Annotated in this window: 29 protein-coding genes and 1 other annotated feature; of the genes, 25 read left to right on the plus strand and 4 right to left on the minus strand. The window is 37.3% G+C overall.

What is annotated here, in order from left to right; genetic code table 11:
- Positions 1–276: 276 nt before the first annotated feature.
- The 7 genes from CDZ92_RS01790 (at position 277) to CDZ92_RS01820 (ending at position 6,101) form a co-directional block, all read left to right on the plus strand.
- Complete coding sequence (locus CDZ92_RS01790) at positions 277–930, plus strand: tetratricopeptide repeat protein (RefSeq protein WP_096153246.1); 654 nt, start codon at positions 277–279, stop codon at positions 928–930.
- 19 nt (positions 931–949) lie between these two features.
- Positions 950–3,367, plus strand: a complete 2,418-nt coding sequence (recD2, locus tag CDZ92_RS01795) for an SF1B family DNA helicase RecD2 (protein ID WP_096153247.1) — start codon at positions 950–952, stop codon at positions 3,365–3,367.
- A gap of 29 nt (positions 3,368–3,396) precedes the next feature.
- Complete coding sequence (locus CDZ92_RS01800) at positions 3,397–3,873, plus strand: PRC-barrel domain-containing protein (protein WP_176483683.1); 477 nt, start codon at positions 3,397–3,399, stop codon at positions 3,871–3,873.
- A 16-nt stretch (positions 3,874–3,889) separates the two neighbouring features.
- A complete protein-coding gene (locus CDZ92_RS01805; protein ID WP_096153249.1) occupies positions 3,890–4,084 on the plus strand; it encodes a hypothetical protein in 195 nt (64 codons plus the stop codon).
- Positions 4,085–4,104: 20 nt separating this feature from the next.
- Entirely contained in the window at positions 4,105–4,260 is a 156-nt protein-coding gene (locus CDZ92_RS01810; RefSeq protein WP_096153250.1) for a YrzQ family protein, read from the plus strand.
- Between the two features lie 204 nt (positions 4,261–4,464).
- Positions 4,465–4,704 carry a hypothetical protein gene (locus CDZ92_RS01815; RefSeq protein WP_096153251.1) on the plus strand — a complete coding sequence of 80 codons (240 nt, stop codon included), beginning with the start codon at positions 4,465–4,467 and terminating at the stop codon, positions 4,702–4,704.
- A gap of 35 nt (positions 4,705–4,739) precedes the next feature.
- Complete coding sequence (locus tag CDZ92_RS01820; RefSeq protein WP_096153252.1) at positions 4,740–6,101, plus strand: aspartate aminotransferase family protein; 1,362 nt, start codon at positions 4,740–4,742, stop codon at positions 6,099–6,101.
- 81 nt (positions 6,102–6,182) lie between these two features.
- Here CDZ92_RS01820 and CDZ92_RS19755 read toward each other — a convergent pair whose 3' ends face one another.
- Positions 6,183–6,353 (minus strand): hypothetical protein, encoded by a 171-nt coding sequence (locus tag CDZ92_RS19755; RefSeq protein WP_176483684.1) that lies wholly within the window; start codon positions 6,351–6,353, stop codon positions 6,183–6,185.
- Positions 6,354–6,446: 93 nt separating this feature from the next.
- Between CDZ92_RS19755 and CDZ92_RS01825 the strand changes: the two genes are divergently transcribed.
- From CDZ92_RS01825 to CDZ92_RS01845, 5 genes are all read left to right on the plus strand, one after another.
- Positions 6,447–7,505: an AI-2E family transporter gene (locus CDZ92_RS01825; protein WP_096153253.1), complete on the plus strand. Its 1,059-nt coding sequence runs from the start codon at positions 6,447–6,449 to the stop codon at positions 7,503–7,505.
- Between the two features lie 45 nt (positions 7,506–7,550).
- Positions 7,551–7,772 (plus strand) — a binding site (T-box leader).
- A 77-nt stretch (positions 7,773–7,849) separates the two neighbouring features.
- Positions 7,850–10,486 carry an alanine--tRNA ligase gene (alaS, locus tag CDZ92_RS01830; protein WP_096153254.1) on the plus strand — a complete coding sequence of 879 codons (2,637 nt, stop codon included), beginning with the start codon at positions 7,850–7,852 and terminating at the stop codon, positions 10,484–10,486.
- Positions 10,487–10,567: 81 nt separating this feature from the next.
- On the plus strand, positions 10,568–10,834 hold the full coding sequence (locus CDZ92_RS01835; RefSeq protein WP_096153255.1) for an IreB family regulatory phosphoprotein: 267 nt from the start codon (positions 10,568–10,570) through the stop codon (positions 10,832–10,834).
- 3 nt (positions 10,835–10,837) lie between these two features.
- The gene (gene ruvX / locus CDZ92_RS01840) at positions 10,838–11,254 is read left to right on the plus strand and encodes a Holliday junction resolvase RuvX (RefSeq protein ID WP_096153256.1); all 417 of its coding nucleotides are present in this window, start codon (positions 10,838–10,840) and stop codon (positions 11,252–11,254) included.
- Between the two features lie 19 nt (positions 11,255–11,273).
- Positions 11,274–11,561, plus strand: coding sequence for a DUF1292 domain-containing protein (locus CDZ92_RS01845; protein ID WP_096153257.1), 288 nt, complete (start codon positions 11,274–11,276; stop codon positions 11,559–11,561).
- Positions 11,562–11,661: 100 nt separating this feature from the next.
- On the opposite strand, the gene CDZ92_RS01850 is transcribed toward CDZ92_RS01845, so the two are convergent.
- Positions 11,662–12,099, minus strand: coding sequence for an Rrf2 family transcriptional regulator (locus CDZ92_RS01850; protein WP_096153258.1), 438 nt, complete (start codon positions 12,097–12,099; stop codon positions 11,662–11,664).
- A 141-nt stretch (positions 12,100–12,240) separates the two neighbouring features.
- Here CDZ92_RS01850 and mltG point away from each other — a divergent pair, with 141 nt between their 5' ends.
- From mltG to udk, 5 genes are all read left to right on the plus strand, one after another.
- On the plus strand, positions 12,241–13,371 hold the full coding sequence (gene mltG, locus CDZ92_RS01855; protein WP_319830028.1) for an endolytic transglycosylase MltG: 1,131 nt from the start codon (positions 12,241–12,243) through the stop codon (positions 13,369–13,371).
- A gap of 322 nt (positions 13,372–13,693) precedes the next feature.
- Entirely contained in the window at positions 13,694–14,338 is a 645-nt protein-coding gene (locus CDZ92_RS01860) for an O-methyltransferase (RefSeq protein WP_227521447.1), read from the plus strand.
- 5 nt (positions 14,339–14,343) lie between these two features.
- The gene (locus CDZ92_RS01865; RefSeq protein ID WP_096153260.1) at positions 14,344–15,273 is read left to right on the plus strand and encodes a peptidase U32 family protein; all 930 of its coding nucleotides are present in this window, start codon (positions 14,344–14,346) and stop codon (positions 15,271–15,273) included.
- 22 nt (positions 15,274–15,295) lie between these two features.
- Positions 15,296–16,567, plus strand: a complete 1,272-nt coding sequence (locus CDZ92_RS01870; protein WP_096153261.1) for a peptidase U32 family protein — start codon at positions 15,296–15,298, stop codon at positions 16,565–16,567.
- A 6-nt stretch (positions 16,568–16,573) separates the two neighbouring features.
- Positions 16,574–17,209, plus strand: a complete 636-nt coding sequence (gene udk, locus CDZ92_RS01875) for a uridine kinase (protein ID WP_096153262.1) — start codon at positions 16,574–16,576, stop codon at positions 17,207–17,209.
- 27 nt (positions 17,210–17,236) lie between these two features.
- Here the strand turns inward: udk and CDZ92_RS19760 are convergent, their stop codons facing one another.
- Positions 17,237–17,449, minus strand: a complete 213-nt coding sequence (locus tag CDZ92_RS19760) for a hypothetical protein (protein ID WP_096153263.1) — start codon at positions 17,447–17,449, stop codon at positions 17,237–17,239.
- 203 nt (positions 17,450–17,652) lie between these two features.
- Between CDZ92_RS19760 and greA the strand changes: the two genes are divergently transcribed.
- The 4 genes from greA (at position 17,653) to CDZ92_RS01900 (ending at position 21,496) form a co-directional block, all read left to right on the plus strand.
- A complete protein-coding gene (gene greA, locus CDZ92_RS01885) occupies positions 17,653–18,126 on the plus strand; it encodes a transcription elongation factor GreA (RefSeq protein ID WP_096153264.1) in 474 nt (157 codons plus the stop codon).
- Positions 18,127–18,184: 58 nt separating this feature from the next.
- The gene (locus CDZ92_RS01890) at positions 18,185–19,963 is read left to right on the plus strand and encodes a peptidoglycan D,D-transpeptidase FtsI family protein (protein WP_096153265.1); all 1,779 of its coding nucleotides are present in this window, start codon (positions 18,185–18,187) and stop codon (positions 19,961–19,963) included.
- Positions 19,964–20,264: 301 nt separating this feature from the next.
- The gene (locus CDZ92_RS01895; protein ID WP_096153266.1) at positions 20,265–20,936 is read left to right on the plus strand and encodes a YrrS family protein; all 672 of its coding nucleotides are present in this window, start codon (positions 20,265–20,267) and stop codon (positions 20,934–20,936) included.
- Positions 20,937–21,067: 131 nt separating this feature from the next.
- The gene (locus tag CDZ92_RS01900; protein WP_255249846.1) at positions 21,068–21,496 is read left to right on the plus strand and encodes a VanZ family protein; all 429 of its coding nucleotides are present in this window, start codon (positions 21,068–21,070) and stop codon (positions 21,494–21,496) included.
- Positions 21,497–21,513: 17 nt separating this feature from the next.
- Here CDZ92_RS01900 and CDZ92_RS01905 read toward each other — a convergent pair whose 3' ends face one another.
- Complete coding sequence (locus tag CDZ92_RS01905) at positions 21,514–21,723, minus strand: DUF2536 family protein (RefSeq protein ID WP_096153268.1); 210 nt, start codon at positions 21,721–21,723, stop codon at positions 21,514–21,516.
- Between the two features lie 620 nt (positions 21,724–22,343).
- On the opposite strand from CDZ92_RS01905, the gene CDZ92_RS01910 reads away from it, so the two are divergent.
- Genes CDZ92_RS01910 through CDZ92_RS01925 form a run of 4 tightly spaced genes read left to right on the plus strand, consistent with a single transcriptional unit; the run spans position 22,344 to position 25,830 of the window.
- On the plus strand, positions 22,344–22,985 hold the full coding sequence (locus CDZ92_RS01910) for a class I SAM-dependent DNA methyltransferase (protein ID WP_096153269.1): 642 nt from the start codon (positions 22,344–22,346) through the stop codon (positions 22,983–22,985).
- Positions 22,986–23,045: 60 nt separating this feature from the next.
- Complete coding sequence (gene mtnN / locus CDZ92_RS01915) at positions 23,046–23,744, plus strand: 5'-methylthioadenosine/S-adenosylhomocysteine nucleosidase (RefSeq protein WP_096153270.1); 699 nt, start codon at positions 23,046–23,048, stop codon at positions 23,742–23,744.
- A gap of 24 nt (positions 23,745–23,768) precedes the next feature.
- Complete coding sequence (locus CDZ92_RS01920) at positions 23,769–24,692, plus strand: PLP-dependent cysteine synthase family protein (RefSeq protein WP_096153271.1); 924 nt, start codon at positions 23,769–23,771, stop codon at positions 24,690–24,692.
- A gap of 1 nt (position 24,693) precedes the next feature.
- Positions 24,694–25,830 (plus strand): bifunctional cystathionine gamma-lyase/homocysteine desulfhydrase, encoded by a 1,137-nt coding sequence (locus CDZ92_RS01925; protein WP_096153272.1) that lies wholly within the window; start codon positions 24,694–24,696, stop codon positions 25,828–25,830.
- The last annotated feature ends 275 nt before the right edge of the window (positions 25,831–26,105 follow it).

The following is a 26,105-nucleotide window of genomic DNA, read 5'->3' on the forward strand; positions in this document are numbered from 1 at the left end:
GGCTCTTTGTTTGTGAACTTGTCAAAATTGTCGTGTTTAATTACTTTGAAACCTAGAGTTGATTGCAGCGGAAGGCACTTGACTCCTGCGGGAAATAGAGGGAAGTGCGAGACCCCACAGGCGAAGCCGAGGAGGCTCGCATCCCTCCCCGCGGAAAGCAAGTGCCTGTAGCGGAAATCAACGGACAGGTTATGAACAGTTCTATAGAACATGTAAGCAATTGCGTAAAAGCATATGCTATAATAACATCATAAAAATCGATTAGGAGCATGAAAAATGAAAGACAACAACGCAATCGGAATAGAATTTTTCAAACAAGGAAAATACGAAGAAGCAATCAAAGCATTCACCGAAGAAATAGAACAAAATCCGAAAAACGCAGTAGCATACGTCAACTTCGGAAACGTTTTAAATACAGTAGGTGAGACAGCAAGAGCAATCAAATTTTATGAAAAAGCGATCGAAATCGACGAAAATGCTGCATCTGCATACTACAGTTTAGGAAATACATACTTCGAACAAGAAAACATTCATAAAGCAAAAGAAAACTTTGAACTAGCGATGAAAAAAGGTCTAGAAGACAGCGACACGTTTTTTATGATAGGAATGACAATGCTTAGGTTCGAACAACCAAAGCTTGCACTACCTTATTTTCAACGTGCGGTAGAGTTGAACGAAAACGACGCTGAAGCACGATTTCAATTTGGTTTATGCTTAGCCGGGCAAGGCATGTTAAACGAAACAATTGAACAAATGGATCATGTACTAGCTTTAGATGAAAACCATGCAGATGCCCACTATAATTTAGGCGTTGCTTATGCTTATAAAGAAAATAGAGAAAAAGCATTACACCACTTAGACCAAGCAGTAGAAATTCAACCAGATCATATTTTAGCCGCTCATGCGAGAAAAGTAATTTCGGAAAACTAGTAGTACGGAGGGGAAGCCGATGACAAATAACCAATCTTCCTTGGATTTGTTTGAGGAACAAGAGCGTTTTATGAAAGGCACACATTTAGTTACTATCTTTCATAACGAAGAAAATCTGTACTCTGTCGTTCGAATTCGAGTGAAAGACACGAACATGGATTACAGTGAAAAGGAAGCTGTTGTCACGGGATATTTTCCAAGAATACATGAAGATGAGACATACATTTTCTTTGGAAATATAAAAGAACACCCTAAATTTGGAATGCAACTTCACGTAGAACATTTCCGAAAAGATTTACCGCAATCAAAACAAGGAATTGTGGCTTACTTATCAAGTGATTTGTTTACTGGTATCGGAAAAAAAACAGCAGAAACAATTGCAGATCACCTCGGGGAAAATGCAATCTCGAAAATATTGGAGAATCCTTCTCTTTTAGACTCTGTTCCTAAACTCAGTGTAGAAAAAGCGAAGTTGATTTGTGATACGTTGATGGAACACCAAGGGTTAGAACAAGTAATGATTTCTTTGTCACAACTTGGGTTCGGTCCCCAATTATCGATGAAGATATATCAAACGTATAAGGAAGAGACGTTAGACATCATTCAAAAAAATCCTTATCAACTTGTGGAAGATGTAGAAGGTGTAGGTTTCAACCGTGCGGATGAGCTTGGTTCGAGGATGGGCTTGTCTGGGGCACATCCTGATCGGATAAAAGCTGGTTGTATGTACACGTTAGAACAGTTTTCCTTACAAGAAGGGCATTGCTTCTTGTTAAAAGATCAAATTTCCAAACAAGTGTTAACCTTACTGAATGCTACAAAAGGAGAAAAAGTGTCATTAGACGACATTTCTCGGGAAATATTGCACTTAGTGGAAGAAGGTAAACTAATTTCTGAAGAAGAAAGAGTTTATTTGCCTTCGTTGTTTTTTTCTGAAAAAGGTTTAGTTAAAAACATTAAACGTGTATTAGAACAAAATCAATACGAAAAGCAGTTTCCTGAGTCTGAGTTTTTAAAATCACTTGGTAGCTTGGAAGAACGTTTAAAGGTAAGTTATGCTCCTTCACAAAAAGAAGCCATCCAACAAGCGTTACAGTCGCCTATGATGTTGTTAACTGGAGGGCCAGGAACAGGAAAAACAACCGTTATTAAAGGAATTGTAGAACTATATGCGGACTTACACGGATGTTCGTTGGAAACAAAAGATTACAACAAAGAGAACCCATTTCCGATTTTGTTAGTAGCTCCGACAGGACGAGCTTCTAAAAGGATGAGTGAAGCAACAGGACTTCCTTCTTTAACTATTCACCGCTTGTTAGGATGGAATGGCGTAGAAGGTTTTCAATTTGACGAGGATAATCCGATTCCAGGTAAATTGCTCATTGTTGATGAAGTTTCCATGGTTGATATTTGGCTAGCTAATCAACTTTTTAAAGCGTTACCTGCTGACATACAAGTTATTCTTGTTGGAGATGAAGATCAGTTACCTTCTGTTGGTCCGGGACAAGTTTTAAAAGATATGTTAGATGCTAATGCAATACCAACAGTTAAATTAACACACATTTACCGACAAGAAGGCGGATCATCCATTATTGATCTAGCCCATGATATGAAAAAAGGGGAATTGCCCCCTGACCTAATCGCTCCCAAAAAAGATCGGTCTTTTTTGATATGTGGACAAAATCAAATCATTGATGCGGTGAAAAAAGTATGTGCCAATGCTGTGTCAAAAGGTTACACCGCTAGAGACATTCAAGTGTTAGCCCCGATGTATCGTGGAAACGCTGGGATAGACATTTTAAATAAAGAACTTCAGGAGTTATTCAATCCTAAAACAGAACAACGACGTGAAATGGCGTTTGGAAATGTGGTATATCGTACTGGTGATAAAGTATTACAACTTGTAAATCAACCAGATAGCAACGTATTTAATGGAGATATGGGTGAAATAGTCTCGATCTTTTATGCAAAAGAAAATACGGAAAAACAAGACATCGTCATTGTGTCCTTTGATGGAAATGAAGTAACGTACACGAAACAAGATTTAGGTCAGATCACACATGCCTATTGCTGTTCTATTCATAAATCACAAGGAAGCGAATTTCCGATTGTCGTCTTACCAGTTGTTAAAAGTTACTACCGAATGTTGCGTAGAAATTTATTGTACACAGCGGTAACTCGAAGTAAACGTTTTTTAATAATTTGCGGAGAAGAAGAGGCACTGCAAATTGGTGTTAAACGAACGGATGATACAAAACGGCAGACGACATTAAAGGCTAGATTAGCAAAATCAAATTTGTCTACGGACCAAAATGTGGAAGAAGAGCTTTTTGATCCGGAATTAGTGGCGTTGTTAAAGGAAGCTCCATTTGCAAAAGATGCAAATATTGGGATGGAAAACGTTTCGCCGTATGACTTTATGGAGGATGACAAATGATATAAATGTTCGGAGAGAGGTGGTTCCTTTTGCGAACATTTTCAAGAATCATCGGAATGAATGTAATGAACAAAACTACGGGAAATGTGATTGGTAAAGTAACCGATTTTTGCGTAAGTGAACCTGGACAAGTTAAAGGTATTCTCGTTGATGAGAAGGGAATTTTTAATCGTACGAAATTCCTTCCTTATGAAAATATACAAGGGTTCGGTGACTTTGAAGTAATGGTTGTGGATTATCAACTATACCCAATTGTCAAAAACGAACAAGGTCAAGTATACTTTGAGCACTATCATGGGCTTAAAGGAAAAGTCTTTCTAACAGAAGAAGGAAATAAACTTGGCTTATTAGATGATGTATATTTTGAAGAAAAACTGGGCACAATCGTAGGGTATGAAGTGACGGACGGTTTTTTTGCTGATATAACGGAAGGGAAGAAAATTGTTCCCTATCCATCAGACTTAGTTATTGGAAAAGATGCCGTCGTTGTTACTGTAAGCCCATAACGCGAGGTGTCGGAAGTTGGTTCTTTCTTGTCCAAATTGCAAAAGCAAAGATATCGGTAAAATAGGTGTAAATCAGTACTATTGTTGGGGTTGCTTTATTGAACTAACCGTTTCCCAAGGTGTCGTGCATACCCATCAAGTTGAAGAAGATGGTACGTTAAGTTCACTAGATGATTTGTTTCATGAAGATGACCGACGAATAAGTATGTAAACTTCAAAGGAGTGAGTCGCATGAACAAAACAATGACTTCGTTGTTGCTAATCGGCATAGGTGCAGCAGCGTCCCAAATGAACCGTAACGGTCAAGTCAAAGACTTTTTTGGTGACTTAACATCTACACGAAATATGAAGAAAATGAGAAAACAAGCGAAGAAGATGTTTTCTTAGTATAAAACCTCTAGTTAGCTGTCTCCATCAACTTTTGTTGGTGGTGGCAGCTTTTTTTCTTAAGAAAGGATTAAAGCACAAAGCGGGAAGAGTGAAAAAGCATATTCTATCGTAAGATGTTTTTTTAATTTTATACTTTTCGTTCATAGTTACCGAGTTGAGAGAATAAAATCATGTAACTTTACTTTGAAAGGAGAAATTCGGGTGGAATATCATTTAAATTGCAAAGAGAGTGCATTTGGCTGCGAAGTTACGATTGATGAGGAAAATGGGCGATTCACAATTCGAAAAGCAGATTCGAGTGGAGAATTTTTCAACTCACCGGAAGAGCTTATTCATTGGATTCTTCAAAATTGGGAATCAAGTGACTTTAATGATGAAAAAGAATTTAAAGAAATGTTAACGGAGATCCTTGTTTATTTTCCAATCAATAGCCATCAATAAATTCCACCACAATTCAAAAAAGAGGTGCAGAACAAATGTCTGATACAAAGCAAAAGCACAAAACACTGCTAGAATTAGACGATAAATACGTTTGGCATGCGATGAAGCCATATAATCCTAATTCTACAATGGTCATTAAAAAGGCGAGCGGTTCATGGATAACCGACATAAATGACAACAGTTACTTAGATGGAATGTCAGGACTATGGTGTGTAAACATAGGGTATGGCCGAAAGGAACTTGCCGAAGCAGCGTACGATCAACTAACTGTCATGCCTTATTACCCACTGACAAACAGTCATCCACCCGCCATTCAACTTGCTGAGAAATTAAATGAATTATTACAAGATGAATATGTTATCTTCTTCTCCAATAGTGGCTCAGAAGCGAATGAAACCGCTTTCAAAATAGCGCGTCAATACCATGCACAAAAAAGTGAGCCAAATCGCTATAAAATCGTTTCAAGATATCGTTCTTATCACGGAAATACAGCAGCGGCATTAGCAGCCACTGGGCAGGCTCAAAGAAAATATAAATATGAGCCACTTACAACAGGATTCATTCACGTACCACCTCCAGACCAGTATAGAAATGAAGAAGATGAAACAATACCACCTCAACATCTACAATCTGTACAACATATTGACAATGCTATGACCTGGGAAGTAAGTGAAACAATCGCAGCAATGATAATGGAACCTATCATTACAGGTGGTGGTATATTAATACCTCCAGATCAGTACATGAAAGGTGTAAAGGAAGTTTGCGACAAGCACGGTGCCTTACTAATAGTTGACGAAGTTATATGTGGATTTGGTAGAACAGGAAAGCCATTTGGTTTCATGCACTATGGAGTAAAGCCAGACATCATTACAATGGCCAAAGGAATTACTAGTGGTTACATGCCACTTTCAGCTACTGCTGTTAGAAAAGAAATTTACGAACACTTCAAAGGATCTCAGGAATATGACTATTTAAGACATGTCAATACATTTGGTGGCAGTCCAGCTTCTTGTGCAGTCGCATTAAAGAATTTAGAGATTATGGAGCAGGAGAACCTTTTCGAGCATTCTGAGAAAAAAGGAAACACCCTTTTAACACAATTACAACATAACTTAGCCATTCACCCTTTTGTTGGGGATGTTCGTGGAAAAGGTTTACTTGTTGGAATTGAATTAGTGAGAGATAAACATACGAAAGAACCATTAGAAGTGGATTTGTTAAACGAAGTAATCGCTGAGTGTAAACGTAAAGGGGTTATTGTCGGGAAAAATGGAGCTACAGTAGCTGGTTTCAATAACGTTTTAGCCTTATCCCCGCCACTATCTATTTCAGATAAAGATTTACAGTTTTTAATTAACACGGTGACAGAAGCTTTGAACAAGATAGGGCCTTGACCGAACGGTGTGATTGCGGAAAAATTGGTAAGTGTAGCATAAAAAGCTCGAGGTGTAGCATAAAGTCCATCTTGTGTAGCATTAAAAGTGTAAAGGTAACAAAAGTCTAGTAGGTGTAACAAAAAATGGTCCAGGTGTAACAATTATTTCATCACGTGTATCATAATTAGTCCAAGGTGTATCATAAAATTCAAAAGGTGTAACAAATATTCTAAAAAGTTCTAAATTAGCAAATTCATAAATACAAAACAAAAGGCGTCCTTCCAAGAAGGGGCGCTATTTTTAATGAAAAATACGAATAAATACTAAGAACTCACTAACAATAACAAGTAGGAGGCGTTTCGCTTGAAAACTCAGTGGAAATGGCTAATTCGCTTAGGTTATGTCCTGCTTGTTAGTTTAATATTATTTGTGCTAATGAAGCTAAGTCCGTTTTGGCAGCCTATATTAAAGGTTGTATTAGTTGTATTAACGCCTTTTATCATCAGTTCTTTTATCGCGTACCTGCTTCATCCAATAATCGAAAAAACACACGATGCCGGCATGCCTAGACCAATTGCTATTCTAATTATATATTTATTATTTTTCGGTGGAATTGGATTTGCCTTATACAAAGGAACCCCCGTTATGATTAATCAGCTAAAAGAGTTATCCGAAAACTTTCCTCGTGTAGCTGAAACGTATCGAAACTGGATTTTCCAAATCCATACCAGTACTTCCAATTGGCCAGAAGGAGTACATCAGCGTGTTGATGGCATGTTTGCAGAATTTGAAGGCATGATTGGCGTGCTTATACAAAAAATAATCAATGGCATTAAAACTATTTTGAATTCCTTTTTTATTTTAATCGTCATTCCGTTCATCGTTTTCTATCTATTAAAGGATTTTCAGGAAGTGAAAAAATCCGTCTGGTATTTAACTCCGAGGAAATGGAGAAAAGGTGGAATAGCGTTTTTAAATGATGTGGACAAGTCGTTAGGAAATTACATACGAGGACAATTGCTAGTATGCCTAATTATCGGCTTTTTAGCTACGTTAAGCTTATGGTTAGCAGGTATGAAATATCCACTAGTTCTAGGAATTATTATCGGTGTTACAAATGTCATTCCATACTTTGGTCCAATCATTGGTGCATTTCCAGCGGTTATCATAGCCGCAACCATTTCGATTAAAATGGTGATCCTTGTTCTTGTCATTATTTTTGGTTTACAATTTATTGAAGGTAATATTTTGTCTCCACTAATTGTCGGGAAAAGTTTGCACATTCATCCTGTTTTAATTATTTTTGCTCTCATTGTAGGTGGGGAGATTGCAGGTGTACTTGGGTTAATTTTAGCAGTTCCGGTATTTGCGGTATTAAAAGTTACTGTGATGCACGTAACTACTCATTTTATCAAACATTGACAACTACGAAATCGTTTCATATAATCAAAACAATATTACATATTTATTAATTCGAAGAAGGACCCGAGTACGTTACAGACCATCTTACTTAGAGAGGAATTCCGAGGCTGAAAGAATTCTAAGGTGAAGGGTAACCGAACGCTAATCCTGAGTGCAGAGTCAAACCCTGCCGGCATGCTCCGTTACAAGCAACTTGAGAGATGATCTTTCACTAAAAAAGATCATAATCAGGGTGGTACCGCGAGAATACATACTCTCGTCCCTGTTTTTGGGACGGGGGTTTTTTGTGTTTTTAAGGAACTTTTCACTTCGGATTTCAACATAATTAAGAGGAGGAAATACAAATGAAAAAACTAACATCTGCTCAAGTTAGGCAAATGTTTTTAGACTTTTTTAAGGAAAAAGGACATGCAGTAGAGCCGAGTGCTTCCTTAGTTCCACACGAAGACCCTACATTACTTTGGATTAATAGTGGTGTTGCGACGTTAAAAAAATATTTTGACGGCCGTGTTATCCCAGCAAATCCACGAATTGTGAATGCCCAAAAATCCATTCGGACCAACGACATTGAAAACGTAGGGAAAACAGCTCGACACCATACATTTTTTGAAATGCTTGGTAACTTCTCTATCGGAGATTACTTCAAAAAAGAAGCAATCGATTGGGCTTGGGAATTTTTAACGAGTGAAAAATGGATCGGTTTTGACGCTGAAAAGTTATCCGTTACAGTTCACCCGGAAGATGAAGAAGCTTACCAATATTGGAACGAAGTAATTGGTGTTCCAGCAGAAAGAATCATTCGCTTAGAAGGGAACTTCTGGGATATCGGAGAAGGTCCATCAGGTCCGAATACAGAAATCTTCTACGACCGTGGGGAAGCGTACGGAAACGATTCTAACGATCCTGAGCTATATCCAGGTGGCGAAAATGAGCGCTATTTAGAAATTTGGAATCTTGTATTTTCTGAATTTAACCATAATCCAGACCATACATACACACCGCTTCCGAAGAAGAATATTGATACGGGAATGGGCTTAGAGCGTATCGTGTCTGTTATTCAAGATGTACCAACTAACTTTGACACAGACCTTTTCATGCCAATCATTCAAGCAACAGAAGAAGTATCTGGTGAAAAGTACAATGTGGATAAAGAGAAAGACGTTGCATTCAAAGTAATTGCGGACCATTTAAGAACGGTAACGTTTGCTGTTGGTGATGGTGCACTACCTTCTAATGAAGGCCGTGGCTATGTATTACGTCGTTTACTTCGTCGTGCAGTACGTTATGCGAAGCAAATTAACGTTAACCGTCCGTTTATGCATGAGTTAGTACCTGTAGTGGCAGAAATTATGGTTGATTTCTATCCAGAAGTTAAAGAGAAGCAAGACTTCATTCAACGTGTTATTAAAACAGAGGAAGAGCGTTTCCATGAAACATTAAATGATGGACTGGCTATCCTTTCTGAAGTGATTAAAAAGGCGAAAGAAGAAGGTAGTAACGTTATTTCTGGAAAAGATGCTTTCCGTTTATACGACACATATGGCTTCCCGATTGAATTAACACAAGAATTTGCAGAAGAAAACAACATGGAACTGGACCATGAAGGTTTTGAAAAAGAAATGGAAATGCAACGTGAGCGTGCAAGAAGTGCTCGACAAGATGTTGATTCCATGCAAGTACAAGGTGGAGTTTTAGGTGATGTAAAAGTGGATAGTGAGTTTGTTGGCTACAACACACTTACAAACCAAACGGAAATTGCTGTTATGGTACAAAATGGTGAGTACGTTCAAACTGCCAATGCTGGAGAGGAATTACAACTAATTCTTTCATCCACACCGTTTTACGCGGAAAGCGGAGGACAAATTGCAGATGCTGGAGTAATCCAAGGGGCTAACGGTAAAGCTCGAGTAAAAGACGTACAAAAAGCACCAAACGGTCAAAACCTTCACACAGTCGTTGTAGAAGAAGGAACACTAACAACTGGTGAAGTAGTATCGACAACTGTAGAACGCACGAACCGTGAAAAAGTTGTCAAAAACCATACGGCAACACATTTATTACATCAAGCATTAAAAGATGTGCTAGGTACTCACGTTAACCAAGCAGGTTCACAAGTAACAGGCGACCGTTTACGTTTTGACTTTTCTCATTTTGGGCAAGTAACTCAAGAGGAAATCGAAAGAATTGAACAAATTGTTAACGAAAAAATTTGGGCTAATATCGATGTAGTTATTGAGAACAAATCACTTGCTGAAGCAAAAGAAATGGGTGCAATGGCACTTTTCGGTGAGAAATATGGAGATGTAGTTCGTGTCGTTCAAGTTGGAGAATATAGTTTAGAGCTTTGTGGTGGATGTCATGTACCGAACACTTCTGTAATAGGTCTCTTTAAAATTGTGTCTGAATCGGGTATCGGAGCTGGTACACGAAGAATGGAAGCAGTAACTGGTGAAGGTGCATATCAACTACTAAATAGCCAAGTTCAATTATTAAAAGAAGCAGCAAGTAAATTGAAAACAAAACCACAAGAAGTAAGTACTAGAATTGATGCAGTTTTAGCTGAAATGAAAGAATTACAGCGAGAAAATCAGTCGTTAACGACTAAATTAAGCAACATTGAAGCATCTTCTATTCTTGATAACGTGAAAGAAGTAAATGGTGTGAAAATGCTAGCAGCTAAAGTTGCACCTACTGACATGAACAACCTACGTACTATGATGGACGAACTAAAAGGTAAATTAGGGTCAGCAGTAATCGTACTTGCAAGTGTCCAAGACGGTAATAAAGTAAATATTTCTGCTGGAGTAACAAAAGATTTAATGGAAAAAGGATACCATGCAGGAAAACTTATAAAAGAAGTTGCAACACGTTGTGGTGGAGGCGGTGGTGGCCGTCCTGATATGGCTCAAGCTGGTGGGAAAAATCCAGAGCAAGTAGACAGTGCATTACAATATGTTGAAGAATGGATGAAATCCATTTAACATTCTTGTTAAATAGTGTACAATAAAGGTAACTATTGACAAGCAGATTTTGAATAAAGTCTGAAAAGAGAGGTGCATACTATGAGCTCCTTTGATAAAACAATGAAATTTAATTTTCATGAGGACTCTGTTGAGACGAATGTAGAAGAAGTATTATTTACGGTTCACGATGCATTAAGAGAAAAAGGATACAATCCTATTAATCAAATCGTTGGCTACCTTCTCTCCGGAGACCCAGCCTACATTCCAAGACATAATGATGCAAGGGCATTAATTCGTAAACTTGAAAGAGATGAATTAATCGAGGAATTAGTGAAATCCTATTTAAAGCATCATCGTAAGGAGTAATACATGCGTATAATGGGTTTAGATGTTGGTTCCAAAACTGTTGGTGTTGCCGTTAGTGATGAACTAGGGTGGACAGCACAAGGTTTGGAAACGATTAAGATTGATGAAGCTATAAATAATCTCGGCTTTAAACGATTAAAACAAATCATTGCTGAATATAATGTAGAAAAAATCGTGGTTGGTTTGCCGAAAAACATGAATGGTACGATTGGACCAAGAGGAGAAGCAAGTCGAGTCTATGCAGAAAAACTTCACGAAAAAACAAAATTGCCGGTTGTTTTTTGGGACGAGCGTCTTTCAACTGTTGCTGCTGAAAGGACATTGTTATCCGCTGACGTAAGCAGAGCAAAACGAAAAAAAGTCATAGATAAAATGGCAGCAGTGTTTATTCTGCAAGGATTTTTAGATAGCAAACAATAAAACTAGAGGTGAACAAATCATGGAACACGGTGAAAAGCATATTACTGTAATTGATGAGCAAGGAAACGAACAACTATGTGAAATTTTATTCACATTTGAAAATGAAGAGTTCGGAAAGTCTTACGTTCTTTACTACCCAGTTGGTGCGGACGAAGATGATGCGGATGATATCGAAATTCATGCATCTGCATTCATTCCAGGTGAAGGCGATCAAGGCGGCGACTTAATGCCAGTCGAAACAGATGAAGAGTGGGACATGATCGAAGAAATGTTAAACACTTTCATGGAGCAAGAAGAAGAAGAGTAATATAAACGAAAAAAGCTCTGGCAGCGTAAAAGTTGCTAGAGCTTTTTTCATTTTAAAGTGATTAGTGATTCGTTACTAGCAAGCAGCAAACCCCTAACCACTATTCTACATTTAACAACGACGCTAACTCTTCTTTGTTATGCATCAAATCCTCTAACGTATACTCATCCAACACTTGAATAAACGCCTGCAATGCTTTGTGTAGTACATGCTTTAATGTGCAAGCCGGAGTTATCGCGCAAACTGAATGATCCCCAAAACAATCTACTATATGAAAATCCTCTTCTGTATGTCTAACTAACTTCCCTATATTAATGGCGGATGGCTCCATCGCTATACGGATACCGCCGCCTCTACCGCGAATCGTCTCAATGTATCCAAGTTTCCCTAAGTGGTAGATAACCTTCATTAAATGATTTTTAGATATATTATAGCTTTCTGCGATATCTTTAATTTGTACAAGCTTTTCTTTCTTAGGGATACATGCTAAGTATAGTAATACTCTTAACGAGTAATCTGTGTACAGCGTTAACCTCATAATAGTCACTCCTTCGTAAATATAGTACCATATCTTTAGTTTGAAATAATAAATAAAAAATGTTGGAAAACAGATTTTTATGTCAATTTTCCTACATAAATGTTGTATAATAAATAGTTGAGCGAGAGGATGGTGTTTTTAGTGGGATCTAAAAAGAAAAATGATGTTCAACAAAAATTAATGGAAAAACATCAGGAAGCAAAAATCGTTCGCCGAATTGTATTTGTAGCATTTATAGTCTTAATGTTAGCAATAACGACAGTAATTGGCGGAGGATATTATTATATTTCAAATGCACTGAAGCCTGTAGATGAAGTATCAGAACATACAGAACAAGTGGAAATACCGATTGGTTCGTCTGGAACAGCCATTGCAAACATTTTGGAAGACGCAGGTATTGTTCATAATGCAAGAATTTTTCGTTATTACGTAAAATTTAAAAATGAATCGGGATTTCAAGCAGGTACGTATACATTAAGTCCTTCTATGACATTAGATGAAATCATACTTTCCTTAAAATCAGGTAGAATTATGAGAGAAGCGTTGTTTAACGTAACAATCCCAGAAGGTCGTCAATTAACACAAATAGCAATCATTCTATCAAATAGAGCAAATGTAGATGAAGAAGAATTTTGGGAAACAATTAACGATGAAGAGTTCGTTCGTGAAATGATGAAAAAGTTCCCTAATCTTATTACAGAAGAAGTATTCGCAGAAAATGTAAAATATCCGTTAGAAGGTTACTTGTTCCCAGCAACATATCCGTTTTATTCAGAGAACCCTACAATTGAAGAAGTTGTAGTACCTATGTTACAAAAAACGGAAGAAATTATCGCACCTTATTATGCGGAAATGGAAGAAGCAGGATTTACAGTGCATGAACTTTTAACTTTTGCTAGTCTTGTTGAAGAAGAAGCAACGGATCAAATACACCGTAAAAAAATTGCTAGCGTATTCTATAACCGATTAAATCAAGGAATGCCATTACAAACAGATCCAACTGTGTTGTACGCTTTAGGAGAGCATAAAGATAGAGTTCTATATGTGCACTTAGAAGTAGATGACCCTTACAACACCTATAAATACGCTGGTTTAACTCCAGGGCCAATTGCAAATGCTGGTGCATCTTCTATTGAAGCTGTATTACAACCAGAAGAAACAAACTATTTATACTTCCTTGCTACACCTGAAGGAGAAGTAATCTTCAACGAAACATACGATGCGCATTTACGAGACAGAGAAATTCATATAACAGGTAGAAACAACAATTAATACTATCATCTGGAATGCGATACCATTCGCATTCCATCTTCTTTTATGATAAAATATATCGAGTTGTTTTTCATACTACTAATTCCAAGTAGAGTTCCTCTCCACGAGTCGAACTCTCTTTTAATGCAATTATAATATATGTGATAAGTAAATAATGATTTCTGTGGATAGTATACCTAACTAAGTTGATGATAGCACGAGGCGCGAGGAGCTAGCCGCAAGACCTAGACACGCCCGCGGAAAGCGAGTGCCTCGTGCTATCAGCAACAGTTAGTACCCTATAATGACATAGTTAACATATTTAGATAGGAGGAAACATCCATTGGACGAAAAAATAATTTCCTATCTGGAATCATTAATAAACGAACGAGAACCTCTATTAAATAAAATGGAACAACTTGCAAAAGAAGAACAAGTACCAATCATGGATTTAGTTGGCATGGAAACACTTTTGCAACTTCTTCGCATACAACAGCCAAAAAAAATCCTAGAAATCGGAACAGCCATTGGTTACTCTGCTATTAGAATGGCAAAAACAATAGAAAACGCAGAAATTGTTACCATTGAACGCGACGAAAAACGATATGGACAGGCTGAACAGTTTGCAAAAGAAGCAAAGTTAGAAGATAGATTACATTTTATTTTTGGAGACGCAACAGAAACACACGAACTTATAGAAAAGATGGCTCCTTATGATGTAATATTTGTTGATGCTGCCAAAGGTCAATATGAGCGGTTTTTTACGATGTATGAAAAATATTTAGCACCAACAGGAATCATTGTAACGGACAATGTTCTATTTAAAGGTCTCGTTGCAGAAAACATAGAAGAAATCGAACCAAAACGGATTAAAAATTTAGTGAAGAAAATCGACAAATTTAATCGTTGGTTAATGGAAAATGAAAAATATGATACTGCTATTTTGCCTGTTGGAGACGGAATAGCGATAAGTAAATTAAAGAGGTGAAAACGATGAACAAACCTGAATTATTAGTTACCCCAATTGATTTAGACAATATGAAAGACTTAATAGAAGCTGGTGCTGATGCGTTCATGATTGGTGAACAACACTTCGGTTTAAGACTAGCTGGTGAATTTAATCGTGATCAAGTGAAAGAAGCGATAACACTAGCACATGAGAACGGCAAAAAAGTATATGTTGCTATGAATGCTCTTTTTCACAATGACAAAGTAGAAGATTTAAGTGATTACCTACAATTCTTAGAAGAAAATAGTGCAGATGGAGTTGTGTTTGGTGACCCAGCGGTGCTTATGGCAGCAAAAGAAGCGGCACCTTCTATGAAATTACATTGGAATACAGAAACAACTGCGACAAACTATTTTACTTGTAACTACTGGGGAAGAAAAGGCGCAAAGCGTGCTGTTCTTGCTCGTGAGTTAAACATGGATACCATTGTAGAAACAAAAGAAAATGCTGAGGTTGAAATCGAAGTTCAAGTTCACGGTATGACCTGTATGTTCCAATCGAAACGTTCATTACTTGGAAATTATTTTGAGTACCAAGGAAAAGCGATGGAAATTGAAAATCGTACACAAGGTAAAAATATGATACTACATGATAAAGAGCGAGAAAATAAATATCCGATTTTTGAAGATGAAAATGGCACACATATTATGAGTCCAAACGATATGTGTATTATCGATGAATTGGAAGAGATGATTGACGCTGGTGTGGATAGCTTCAAAATTGATGGAGTTTTACAATCTCCTGAGTATATCGTGGAAGTAACAAAGAAGTACCGTCAAGCAATCGATTTATGTGTGGAAGATCGTGATCAATATGAAGAAATAAAAGAAACTCTATTAGAAGAAGTCGAGGAGTTACAACAAGGTCACAGACCATTAGACACAGGATTCTTCTTTAAAGAAACAGTTTATTAAGCAAGAAAGGGAGGTTTGTAAAATGACAACAATTTTAAATGATAAAATTTCGAAAATAGTAGATGGAAAACGTGTAATAGTAAAGAAGCCTGAGTTACTTGCTCCAGCAGGTAACTTAGAAAAGTTAAAGATTGCTGTACGATACGGAGCGGACGCAGTATTTATTGGTGGACAAGAATACGGATTACGTTCCAATGCTGATAACTTCACACATGAAGAAATGGCAGAAGGTGTACAATTTGCTGCAAAATACGGTGCAAGAATTTATGTTACAACCAATATTTTTGCCCACAATGAAAATATTGACGGCTTAGATGATTACTTAATTGGACTACAAGGTGCAGGAGTACACGGTATTATTGTTGCAGATCCGTTAATTATTGAAACATGTCGCCGTGTTGCACCAAAATTAGAAGTTCACTTAAGTACGCAACAATCTTTATCTAACTGGAAAGCTGTTCAATTCTGGAAAGAAGAAGGACTAGAGCGTGTTGTACTTGCTCGTGAAACAAGTGCAGAAGAAATTCGTGGAATGAAAGAAAAAGTAGACATCGAAATTGAAACGTTCATTCACGGTGCTATGTGTATTGCTTACTCTGGTCGTTGTGTATTAAGTAATCATATGACGGCTCGTGACTCTAACCGAGGTGGCTGTTGCCAATCTTGCCGTTGGGACTATGATTTATATGCTGTAGAAGGTAGCGATGAAAATCCACTTTATGCAGAAGGTGATGCACCATTTGCAATGAGTCCAAAAGACTTAAAATTAATTGAATCTATTCCTCAAATGATTGAACTTGGAATTGATAGTTTAAAAATTGAAGGAAGAATGAAATCTATTCATTACGTAGCAACAGTAGTAAGTGTATACCGTAAAGTAATAGATGCGTATTGTGCGGATCCAGAAAACTTCCAAATTCAGAAAGAATGGTTAGAAGAGCTAGATAAATGTGCAAATCGTGAAACTGCTACTGCGTTCTTTGAAGGAACTCCAGGGTATAAAGAGCAAATGTTTGGTAATCATAGCAAAAAGACGACGTTTGATTTTGTTGGATTAGTGTTAGACTATGATGCAGAGACAAAAATGGTAACATTACAACAAAGAAACTATTTCAAACCTGGACAAGAAGTGGAATTCTTCGGACCGGAAATTGAAAACTTTACACAAGTTATAGATAAGATCTGGGATGAGGACGGGAACGAACTAGACGCTGCTCGACACCCACTACAAATTGTTACATTTAAAGTAGACAAGCCGATCTATCCGTACAACATGATGCGAAAGGAGCAATAACATTCAATGGGGAAGAAACCGATTGTTATTGGTGTAACCGGAGGATCTGGCTCTGGTAAAACAAGTGTTACAAAATCTATTTATGAGCATTTTCAAAATCAATCGATTTTAATGATAGAGCAAGATTACTATTATAAAGATCAATCAGCATTACCATTTGAAGAACGTTTAAAAACGAATTATGATCACCCGTTAGCGTTCGATAATGATTTATTAATTCAGCATATTGAAAAATTACTTCAATATCAATCCATTAATAAGCCAGTCTACGATTATACACAGCATACTCGTTCTGACGAAGTAATAGAGGTAGAACCGAAAGATGTAATAATTGTAGAAGGTATTTTAGTATTAGAAGATGAAAGATTGCGTAACTTAATGGATATAAAACTTTACGTAGATACAGATGCTGATATTCGAATTATCCGCCGTATGTTACGTGACATTAAAGAGCGTGGACGTACAATTGATTCTGTCATCGAGCAATATGTTACAGTTGTTCGCCCGATGCACAATCAATTTATTGAACCGTCGAAGCGATATGCGGATATTATTATCCCAGAAGGCGGACAAAATCATGTTGCAATAGACTTAATGGTAACAAAAATTCAAACAATTCTTGAACAAAAGTCAATTTTGTAATAACATATGGTAAGTGAGTGAATTTCATCATATATTTTTACTATCTGAAAAACGAATGACATCCATTTGTTTATTAGGAAGTAAATAATATATGAACTTATATACTAATAGATATAAAATACTTTCGTTTTTCATTAAACGAACCGTATTTAAGAAATTTATTCGAGTCATTAATTTTCCAATCGTGGAAATAACCGTTGATGTATTCCAGTTAATGGGTACATCTTTTTCCACATACATGAGTAATTTTCATAATGTATTACAACTATACGAAAAACGAATATCAACTAGGGAATGTTTTAGTATTACAACAATATTTTAAACTTATCTAATTGATAGTAATACAAAAGTAGTTTTTCAATAAACGAAATACTTATGAAATTACTCTAATATATAAAAGAACACTAATTGGGGAATGTGAATACTAGAAGGAGTTGAAGGATATGGCAGTAGAGAAAATTTATCCAATGACAGAAGAAGGTAAGTTAAAGATTGAACATGAACTAGAACAGTTAAAATCGGTACGCCGTAAAGAAGTTGTAGAACGTATTAAAATTGCGCGTAGCTTTGGTGATTTATCAGAGAACTCTGAGTACGATTCTGCGAAAGAAGAGCAAGCATTCGTTGAAGGACGTATTACACTTCTAGAGCAAATGATCCGTAATGCGAAAATCATTGAAGATAACAGTGATTCTGACTCTGTAACATTAGGAAAAACAGTAACGTTTGTAGAACTTCCAGATGAAGAAGAAGAAACATACACAATCGTTGGTAGTGCAGAAGCAGATCCATTCGAAGGAAAAATATCAAACGATTCTCCAATGGGAAGCGCTCTTATGGGCAAAAATGTTGGGGATTCAGTATCCATTCAAACTCCAGGTGGAGAAATGAACGTACGAATCGTTTCAATAAAATAATTTAGCTTGACTAAATAAAGACCATCTCGTCGAAAATGTAGACGAGGTGGTCTTTTTCATGCAAAAAACAACTTACAAAAGATTGAAAGTCGTTAGCTATCTTTTCATTATAGGTTTATTTTTCTTAATAATGCGGCTAATGCATATTCAACTAATTAGTCCTGAATCATTCTCTAAAAAAGACATAAATTTAATAGAGGCAAGTGTTCAACAACGAACACAAGCATTAACGGTAGATGAAGGCAGAGGTAGGTTTGTAGACCGTAACAACAAACCTTTGACACATGATTATTATCCAACTCTAATTCTTTTTCCTTTTTTACAAAAATTAGATTGGCCAAAAGATGAATTAGCATCTATACTTCAAATTTCTGAAACTCACTTGGAAGAAATCGTTCAAGAATTATCAGCTCCTGTTGTAGTAAGAGACTTAGGGAAACCATTAAAATTAACAGAAGAGCAAATGGAGAAAATTAATAGTTTAAAATACCCTGGCATTATCGCAATGTATAGGAGTTTTTCTTTAGATAAAAAGGCTGCAGAGCAACTGATTGGAATTACAGGAGAAAATGAAACGGAGTTTTTACGAAGATACAAAAAAAGAATAGAAAATCAATATATTTCGCCCAAAACGCCAATTGGTGTCACAGGGCTAGAGCAAGCTTTTGACGAATTTTTATTGCCTGAAGGTTCTACACAACTACTTTATCACGTAGATAGATATGGTGGCTCGTTATTTGGCATTGATGTGAGATATAGTGCACCGTCAAACCCCTTCTATCCACTTTCGATAAAAACGACGATTGATAGAGATGTTCAACTAATCGCTGAAGAAATTGCAAACGAGTATAAAATAAATAGGGGAGGAATTTTACTTCTAGACATCGAAACAAATGAAGTATTAGCAATGGTTTCTAAACCTTCGATTAATTGGAAGGACCCATTCTCCGATAACGGTACGAAGAATGTAATGGTGGAAAGACATTTTCCTGGTTCTGTTTTTAAAACAATCATTGCTGCAGGTGCTATCGAGGAGAATCTTGTATCACATAATCGAATGTTTGATTGTAACTTAGATATGTATGGGGAATCAAAAGATAATAAAGGATTATTAGACTTTGAGGCAAGCTTTGCACAAAGCTGTAATTACACGTTTGCTAAACTTGGCCAAGAGTTAGAAAATCGTCATACCGGTTCTATCGAAGGATATTCAGAGAAACTAGGGCTTTTAACGGAAGTGGTTTGGCAAGGAGATGTTTTTCATTTCCATGAATTCCATCAACTTCCACAAGAGGAAACCGGAATGGTAATGGCTGAAGATAATGGAGACCAATATGGAAAAGATATTGCCCAAACATCTATCGGACAAAGAGAAGTGAAGGTTACTCCTATTGCAGTTGCCAATATGATGGCAACGATTGCTAGAGGTGGAAAAGCCAAACAAGTAAAAATAGTGAAAGAATTAGATTATAAAAACGGAACAATGCTTTATTCCTTTCCAAATCACGAACTGTCTGTTGATTCTGTTTCTAAGTATACGGTGATGAAGCTACAGCATATGCTTCGGGAAGTTGTAGAACATGAAAATGGCACAGGTAGAAGGTTTCAGACCTTACCTTACGGGGTAGCAGGTAAAAGTGGGACTGCCCAAACTGGATTGAAAAGCAGTGGTGGACAGGAGCTTGTACATCGTTGGTTTGCTGGGTATTTTCCATTCGAAAACCCTAAATATTCATTAGTTGTAGTGGAACTAGACGTAGTGAATGAACAAAGCTCTGTCACGAGCATGTATTATGATATGGTAAACAAACTATACCAGTACAACGAGCTCCAATGACATTTAGCACTTTTCATAAATAGACAGAGATGTTAGAATGATACTTTAGAAAAGGGTGTTTCTGTAATAAATGTTGCTTGTTAGTGTGGGAGTTTAATATCATTACTGAGTTGGTTGGAGCGGAGGGCACTTGACTCCTGCGGGAAGAAGAGGGAAGGCTGAGACCCCACAGGCTCAGCTCCCTCCCCGCGGAAAGCAAGTGCCTGCAGCGGAAACCAACGGACGTCCTTAGTAATATTAAAAAGCATTTATTTAAAAAGAGCCTTAGCAAAAGATAAGTTTTGACCAGGAGGAGAAACAAATGTCTTACGATTTAGGATCAAGATATAAAAGAACTTCAAAAAAGAAAAAAGCTAATACGGTTTTAAATATATTAATCGGTGTTGTTTTTGTTGCTATTATATTTTTAGGTAGTTCGTTATTTTTCGGTAAAGGCAACAATACCGAACAAGCTACAACAGAACAAGACCAAACAAAAATTGGCACAGAAGTAGAAGAGAACGATGATGAAACAGAAGAAAAGGAAGAACCGAAGGAAGAGCCTAAAGAAGAAGAGGAACTACCTGAAGAAGAGAAAGAATCTCAAGTAACAGAAGAACCTGTCGAAGAAGAGCCAGCTACTGAGGACGAAGAAGTAGTGGAAGAAGATTCTAACGATCCTCAAGTAAAGCAAGTGATTACTAATTCAAGTTGGGCACCAGTAGGAACAACTCAATCGGAGCCACATACATCAATTTACGATTCTAGTCATGTTGACTGGGCGGAAAAAATAAAAGCCATCAACTTGGCATTAGGAAAATCAGAAAGTGACTATACGTTATGGTTTTTAGGTAATGGTGGAGATGCACATTCTGCGATTGCACGTGTAACGGTTAAAGGTACATCAGAACATTACCGAGTATATCTTCAATGGGTAACAAATCAAGGGTGGAAGCCTGTAAAGATGGAACGAACAAAAGATCAAAATATATAAAAAATAAAAATCAGTGTGCCTAACGTATAGGTGCACTGATTTTTTTGAAAAAAGAAGGGGAACTAGTTTAACGTAAAGAAATATCACTAGAAGCTGGAGGTGAGTTTATTAGTAATCTGCAAAAAGCAGTTATTTACGTTTGTTCTGCTCTTTATTTATTTGTTCTAAGTTATTTATTATTCTTCTCACACTACCGTAGTGCCGTTTCAGGAGTTGTTGATTACAACATAATACCTTTTCGGTCTATTGTTAGGGACATATCAAGTTATAATGGACTTGAGTTACGAATGCTAACCGATAATTTTTTTGGCAATATATTTGCTTTTTTGCCATTAGGTTTTTTCAGTTCTTTGCTGTTTAAGCGACTTCGTTCGATAGGGATGATTTTGTTACTATCAATGGGGGTTTCTGTAACGGTTGAGTTGCTCCAGCTTACATTTAAATTGGGAAGTTTAGATATTGATGATGTTATTCTAAATACGCTAGGTGGGACAATTGGCTACATAACGTTTAAGTTATTGCAAAAAGGAAGAGGATATATAGTGTCGAGTGCAAAATAAAGCTGCACTCGAACTAGTTATCCTTTTTTTAACTTAAAATGAACAACAGCACTATAATAGGTTCTCCCTTCTTCTGAAACGTGCATTTGATGAGAAACAGAATGAACAGAAAGAAGAATCGCTCGATTATGTTCAATTTGCTCATTTATCTTCTGCTGCAAAATCTTCAAACTCGTCGCCTCAAAAAACTCCACTTTATCCTCTAATAACTGAAAATCTAAATTCATCTGATAATATTCCTTTCTAGTGTTGTTAATTAATTTATTATTAAAATTTAGCTCTGTTTGCATACTTTGTTGTTTTTTATTAATTTTAGCAATTGAACGTTATCCGTTCCTTTCCGCTGCAGGCACTGGCTTTCCGCGGGGAGCGCAGGGGAAGGTTATTTTCACTATCGTGAAAAAACCTACTCCTCGGCGTACCGCCTATGGGGTCTCACGCTTCGCTCTACTTCCCGCAGGAGTCCAGTGCCTTCCGCTCCAATCCACTCTTGTTATTTAACAAAGCAAAAAGCAACAATCAATACGAAAAGTGCCTAATATTTATAAACCGATCTAGCTGTTGATTTCCGCGCAAGTTGGAGACTCCTGCGGGAGAAGCGAGGGACGGGAGACCCCACAGGCGCGAATGCGCCGAGGAGGCTCCCGACTCGCCCGCGGAAAGCGGAGACTTGCGCGGAAATCAACAGCGGCATAATAGAGTCAAGAAAAATTAAGTAAAGTATGTATCTACTTTACCAAACATTTTCATTGATGAAAACAACGAACTATGTTAATTTAAGAACAGTTATTATTTTAATTCATACTATACTTATAGGAATTATATAAATTAAAGCGGAGTGATACTCATGGGTAGAGAATTTGTTGAGCTTTTTGACAACTGGGCAAACTATTATGATGATACAGTTTCTGGTCATGATGAAGAATATAAAGAAGTATTTCGTGGATATGACGATATTTTGGCTGATGTAGCGCAAAAATCGATTGGAACAGTTTTAGAATTTGGAGTAGGTACAGGAAACTTAACAAAAAAGTTAGTAGAACGAGGCCATACAATTTACGGCGTGGAACCAAATGAAACAATGAGAAATAAGGCAGCAGAAAAGTTGCCAGCAACCGCTTATTTGTATGATGGAGACTTTATTCAATATCCCGAGCTGCCTTCAGAAGTCAATTCCATCGTATCTACGTATGCGTTTCATCATTTAACCGACGATGAAAAAACTCAAGCCATACAACAATATGGAAAGATGTTAGCGAAAGATGGTAAAATAGTATTCGCTGATACAATGTTTGAAAATAAAGAAGCTTACGTAAAGACAATCAAACAAGTTGAAAAAAGAGGTTTTTTGAGTTTATCAAAAGACTTACAATCCGAATACTACACAACAATCCCAGTCTTGAAGGAGAAGTTGGAATTAAATGGGTTTAACGTAACGTTTTCACGTTTTAACCATTTCGTTTGGGTATTAGAAGCGATTAAAAAATAAATCTTGATTAGTCTACGAAGCTCACTAATTAGCACAATATATAGAAAAGAGGGCTTACACATGAATATCGCAATTATCGGAGCAATGGAAGAAGAAGTGACGATCTTAAGAGACAAACTAGAAGACAAAACAACTACAGTTGTTGCAGGCTGTGAGTATTATACAGGAACAATCAATGGTGCAAGTGTTATTTTAGGGAAATCTGGAATAGGAAAAGTAAACGCAGCATTAAGTACAGCATTACTTTTAGAAAGATTTTCTCCAGATGTAGTTATTAATACAGGTTCTGCTGGTGGCTTCTTATCTACTTTAAACGTAGGCGATGTAGTTATTTCCTCAGAAGTTCGTCACCACGATGTAGACGTGACTGCTTTTGGATATGAATATGGCCAAGTACCAGGAATGCCAGCAGCTTTTACAGCGGATGGCAAACTAATCGAAGTAGCAAAAAAAGCGGCTGAAAATGTGCAAGGCATGCAAATTGTAGAAGGATTAATTGCAACTGGTGACTCTTTCATGAACGATCCAGTTCGCGTTGAGTATGTTCGTGAAAAAATGCCTGAATTATATGCAGCAGAAATGGAAGCTGCTGCAATCGCTCAAGTTTGTCATTCCTTTAATACGCCATTCGTCGTAATTCGTGCATTATCAGATATCGCTGGAAAAGAGTCCAACGTATCGTTTGAGCAATTTTTAGTAAAAGCAGCAGAAAACTCTTCTCAATTAATTGAAAATATGTTAACTGAACTACAAGCATAATTTTTGATAAGGGGATGGGGAAACGTGAATGTCTATAAAAATGTAAAAGAATTGATAGGAAACACACCAATTGTGGAACTAACACAATTCCCTCTTCCTGAAGGGGTTAGGCTATTTACAAAGTTAGAGTTTTACAATCCAGGTGGTAGTATAAAAGATCGCCTTGGAACAGAGCTAATAAAAGCGGGTATTCGCTCTGGACAATTAAAGACAGGTGGAACAATAATTGAGCCTACAGCAGGTAACACAGGGATAGGTTTAGCGTTAGCTGCTGTGGGAACTAGTTATAAAGTGGTAGTTTGTGTCCCAGAGAAGTTTAGCATTGAAAAACAAGAGCTGATGAAGGCCTTGGGAGCAACAATAGTTCACACTCCTACAAGTGAAGGAATGACGGGAGCTATAAATAAAGCTCAACAATTACTTAAAGAAATACCAAACTCTTACTGCCCACAACAGTTTGGCAATCCTGCCAACCCAGACACATACTATAAAACGTTAGGTCCTGAAATGTGGAAACAGTTAGATGGAAACATCGATGTGTTTGTAGCAGGTGCTGGAACTGGTGGAACGTTTATGGGGACTGCTAAATTTTTAAAAGAAAAGAATCCCAACGTGAAAACAGTTATTGTAGAACCAGAAGGCTCTATTTTAAACGGTGGTGAGTCTGGCCCTCATAAAACAGAAGGAATCGGTATGGAGTTTTTACCTGGGTATATGGATAAAACTTATTTTGATGCCATCCACACTGTTTTGGATAAGGATGCATTTGATAGAGTGAAAGAGCTAGCAGTGAAGGAAGGTTTATTAGTAGGAAGTTCGGCAGGTGCAGCTTTACATGCGGCACTAGAGGAGGCAAAAGTTGCGCAGCCTGGTACGAACATCGTGACGATTTTTGCCGATAGCAGTGAGCGCTATTTGAGCAAAAAGATTTATGAAGGGGGAATTTAACGTGCATAAGAAAACGAAATTGATACATGGCGGAATTTTTGGTGACCCACATACAGGTGCTGTTTCTGTTCCAATCTATCAAGTAAGTACGTACAAGCAAGAGAGTGTTGGTGTCTTTAACGGCTATGAATATTCCCGTACAGGAAATCCAACACGACACGCATTAGAAGAGTTGATTAAAGACTTAGAAGGCGGAAAAGCTGGGTTTGCCTTCGGTTCTGGTATGGCAGCCATTACAGCGGTAATGATGTTGTTTAATAGCGGAGATCATGTTGTTTTGACGGACGATGTGTACGGTGGTACATATCGAGTGATGACGAAAGTGTTAAACCGCATTGGGATTGAGTCCACTTTCGTTGATACAAGTGATATAAAATCTTTAGAAGCTGCAATCCAACCGAACACGAAAGCGGTATTTATTGAAACACCAACAAACCCATTGTTAAAAATTACAGATATTCAGCAAGCGTCGTTAGTTGCTAAGCGTAACGGACTGTTAACCATTGTTGATAATACATTTAGCACACCATACTGGCAAACTCCTATTTCATTAGGCGCTGAAATCGTGCTTCACAGCGCAACGAAGTATATCGGTGGCCATAGTGATGTTGTTGCTGGATTAGTGGTTGTGAACACAGAGAAATTAGCAGAAGACTTACACTTTGTTCAAAACTCTACTGGAGGAGTTTTAGGACCACAAGATTCTTGGTTATTAATGCGTGGAATTAAGACACTAGGTTTACGTATGGAAGCGACAGAAAAAAATGCCCTTCGCATTGCAGACTTTTTGGATAGCCATCCATTAGTAACGAAGGTATTCTATCCAGGTCTTGAAGATCACCCAGGTCATGATATTGCGAAAAAACAAGCTGGCGGGTTCGGTGGAATGATTTCGTTTGATGTAGGAAGTCAAGAAAGAGCAGATCAAGTGTTAGCAAATGTGAAATACTTTACGCTAGCGGAGAGCCTTGGAGCAGTAGAAAGCTTAATATCGGTTCCTGCTCGTATGACACACGCATCTATTCCAGCAGATCGTCGCGCCGAGCTAGGCATTACAGACGGATTAGTTCGTATCTCTGTAGGAATTGAAGATGTGGAAGATTTGATTGCTGATTTGAAGACTGGTTTGGAAGCTTAAATGTAATAGTGTTGCCCCACTTTCCTTTGGAGAGTGGGTTTTTTTATGTGTATTGTAGTATATAAATCTGGTTTTATAGTTTAATTCTAGTTTTTTTTGCGTAGAAAAATATCCAATCGGCGATAATGTAGAATTTATCGGCGAAAATCCCCATTCTATCGGCGAAAATCAAAGGTTAATCAGCGAAAATCGCAAATCAATCGGCGAGGGAATAGTCTTTATCGGCGACAGGACAGTGTTATCGGCGAAACTTCCACTTTACCGGCGAAAATCTT

Origin of the sequence: Bacillus sp. FJAT-45066, assembly GCF_002335755.1 — a bacterium.
GTDB classification, from domain to species: domain Bacteria; phylum Bacillota; class Bacilli; order Bacillales; family Bacillaceae_I; genus Bacillus_CD; species Bacillus_CD alkalisoli.

Bases quoted from the DNA above. Each gene is read 5' to 3' on its own strand.
- CDZ92_RS01790 (WP_096153246.1), top strand. From the start codon at position 277: ATGAAAGACAACAACGCAATCGGAATAGAATTTTTCAAACAAGGAAAA.
- recD2 (WP_096153247.1), top strand. From the start codon at position 950: ATGACAAATAACCAATCTTCCTTGGATTTGTTTGAGGAACAAGAGCGT.
- CDZ92_RS01810 (WP_096153250.1), top strand. From the start codon at position 4,105: ATGAACAAAACAATGACTTCGTTGTTGCTAATCGGCATAGGTGCAGCA.
- CDZ92_RS01820 (WP_096153252.1), top strand. From the start codon at position 4,740: ATGTCTGATACAAAGCAAAAGCACAAAACACTGCTAGAATTAGACGAT.
- alaS (WP_096153254.1), top strand. From the start codon at position 7,850: ATGAAAAAACTAACATCTGCTCAAGTTAGGCAAATGTTTTTAGACTTT.
- CDZ92_RS01835 (WP_096153255.1), top strand. From the start codon at position 10,568: ATGAGCTCCTTTGATAAAACAATGAAATTTAATTTTCATGAGGACTCT.
- ruvX (WP_096153256.1), top strand. From the start codon at position 10,838: ATGCGTATAATGGGTTTAGATGTTGGTTCCAAAACTGTTGGTGTTGCC.
- CDZ92_RS01845 (WP_096153257.1), top strand. From the start codon at position 11,274: ATGGAACACGGTGAAAAGCATATTACTGTAATTGATGAGCAAGGAAAC.
- CDZ92_RS01850 (WP_096153258.1), bottom strand. From the start codon at position 12,099: ATGAGGTTAACGCTGTACACAGATTACTCGTTAAGAGTATTACTATAC.
- CDZ92_RS01865 (WP_096153260.1), top strand. From the start codon at position 14,344: ATGAACAAACCTGAATTATTAGTTACCCCAATTGATTTAGACAATATG.
- CDZ92_RS01870 (WP_096153261.1), top strand. From the start codon at position 15,296: ATGACAACAATTTTAAATGATAAAATTTCGAAAATAGTAGATGGAAAA.
- udk (WP_096153262.1), top strand. From the start codon at position 16,574: ATGGGGAAGAAACCGATTGTTATTGGTGTAACCGGAGGATCTGGCTCT.
- CDZ92_RS19760 (WP_096153263.1), bottom strand. From the start codon at position 17,449: ATGTATGTGGAAAAAGATGTACCCATTAACTGGAATACATCAACGGTT.
- greA (WP_096153264.1), top strand. From the start codon at position 17,653: ATGGCAGTAGAGAAAATTTATCCAATGACAGAAGAAGGTAAGTTAAAG.
- CDZ92_RS01890 (WP_096153265.1), top strand. From the start codon at position 18,185: ATGCAAAAAACAACTTACAAAAGATTGAAAGTCGTTAGCTATCTTTTC.
- CDZ92_RS01895 (WP_096153266.1), top strand. From the start codon at position 20,265: ATGTCTTACGATTTAGGATCAAGATATAAAAGAACTTCAAAAAAGAAA.
- CDZ92_RS01905 (WP_096153268.1), bottom strand. From the start codon at position 21,723: ATGAATTTAGATTTTCAGTTATTAGAGGATAAAGTGGAGTTTTTTGAG.
- CDZ92_RS01910 (WP_096153269.1), top strand. From the start codon at position 22,344: ATGGGTAGAGAATTTGTTGAGCTTTTTGACAACTGGGCAAACTATTAT.
- mtnN (WP_096153270.1), top strand. From the start codon at position 23,046: ATGAATATCGCAATTATCGGAGCAATGGAAGAAGAAGTGACGATCTTA.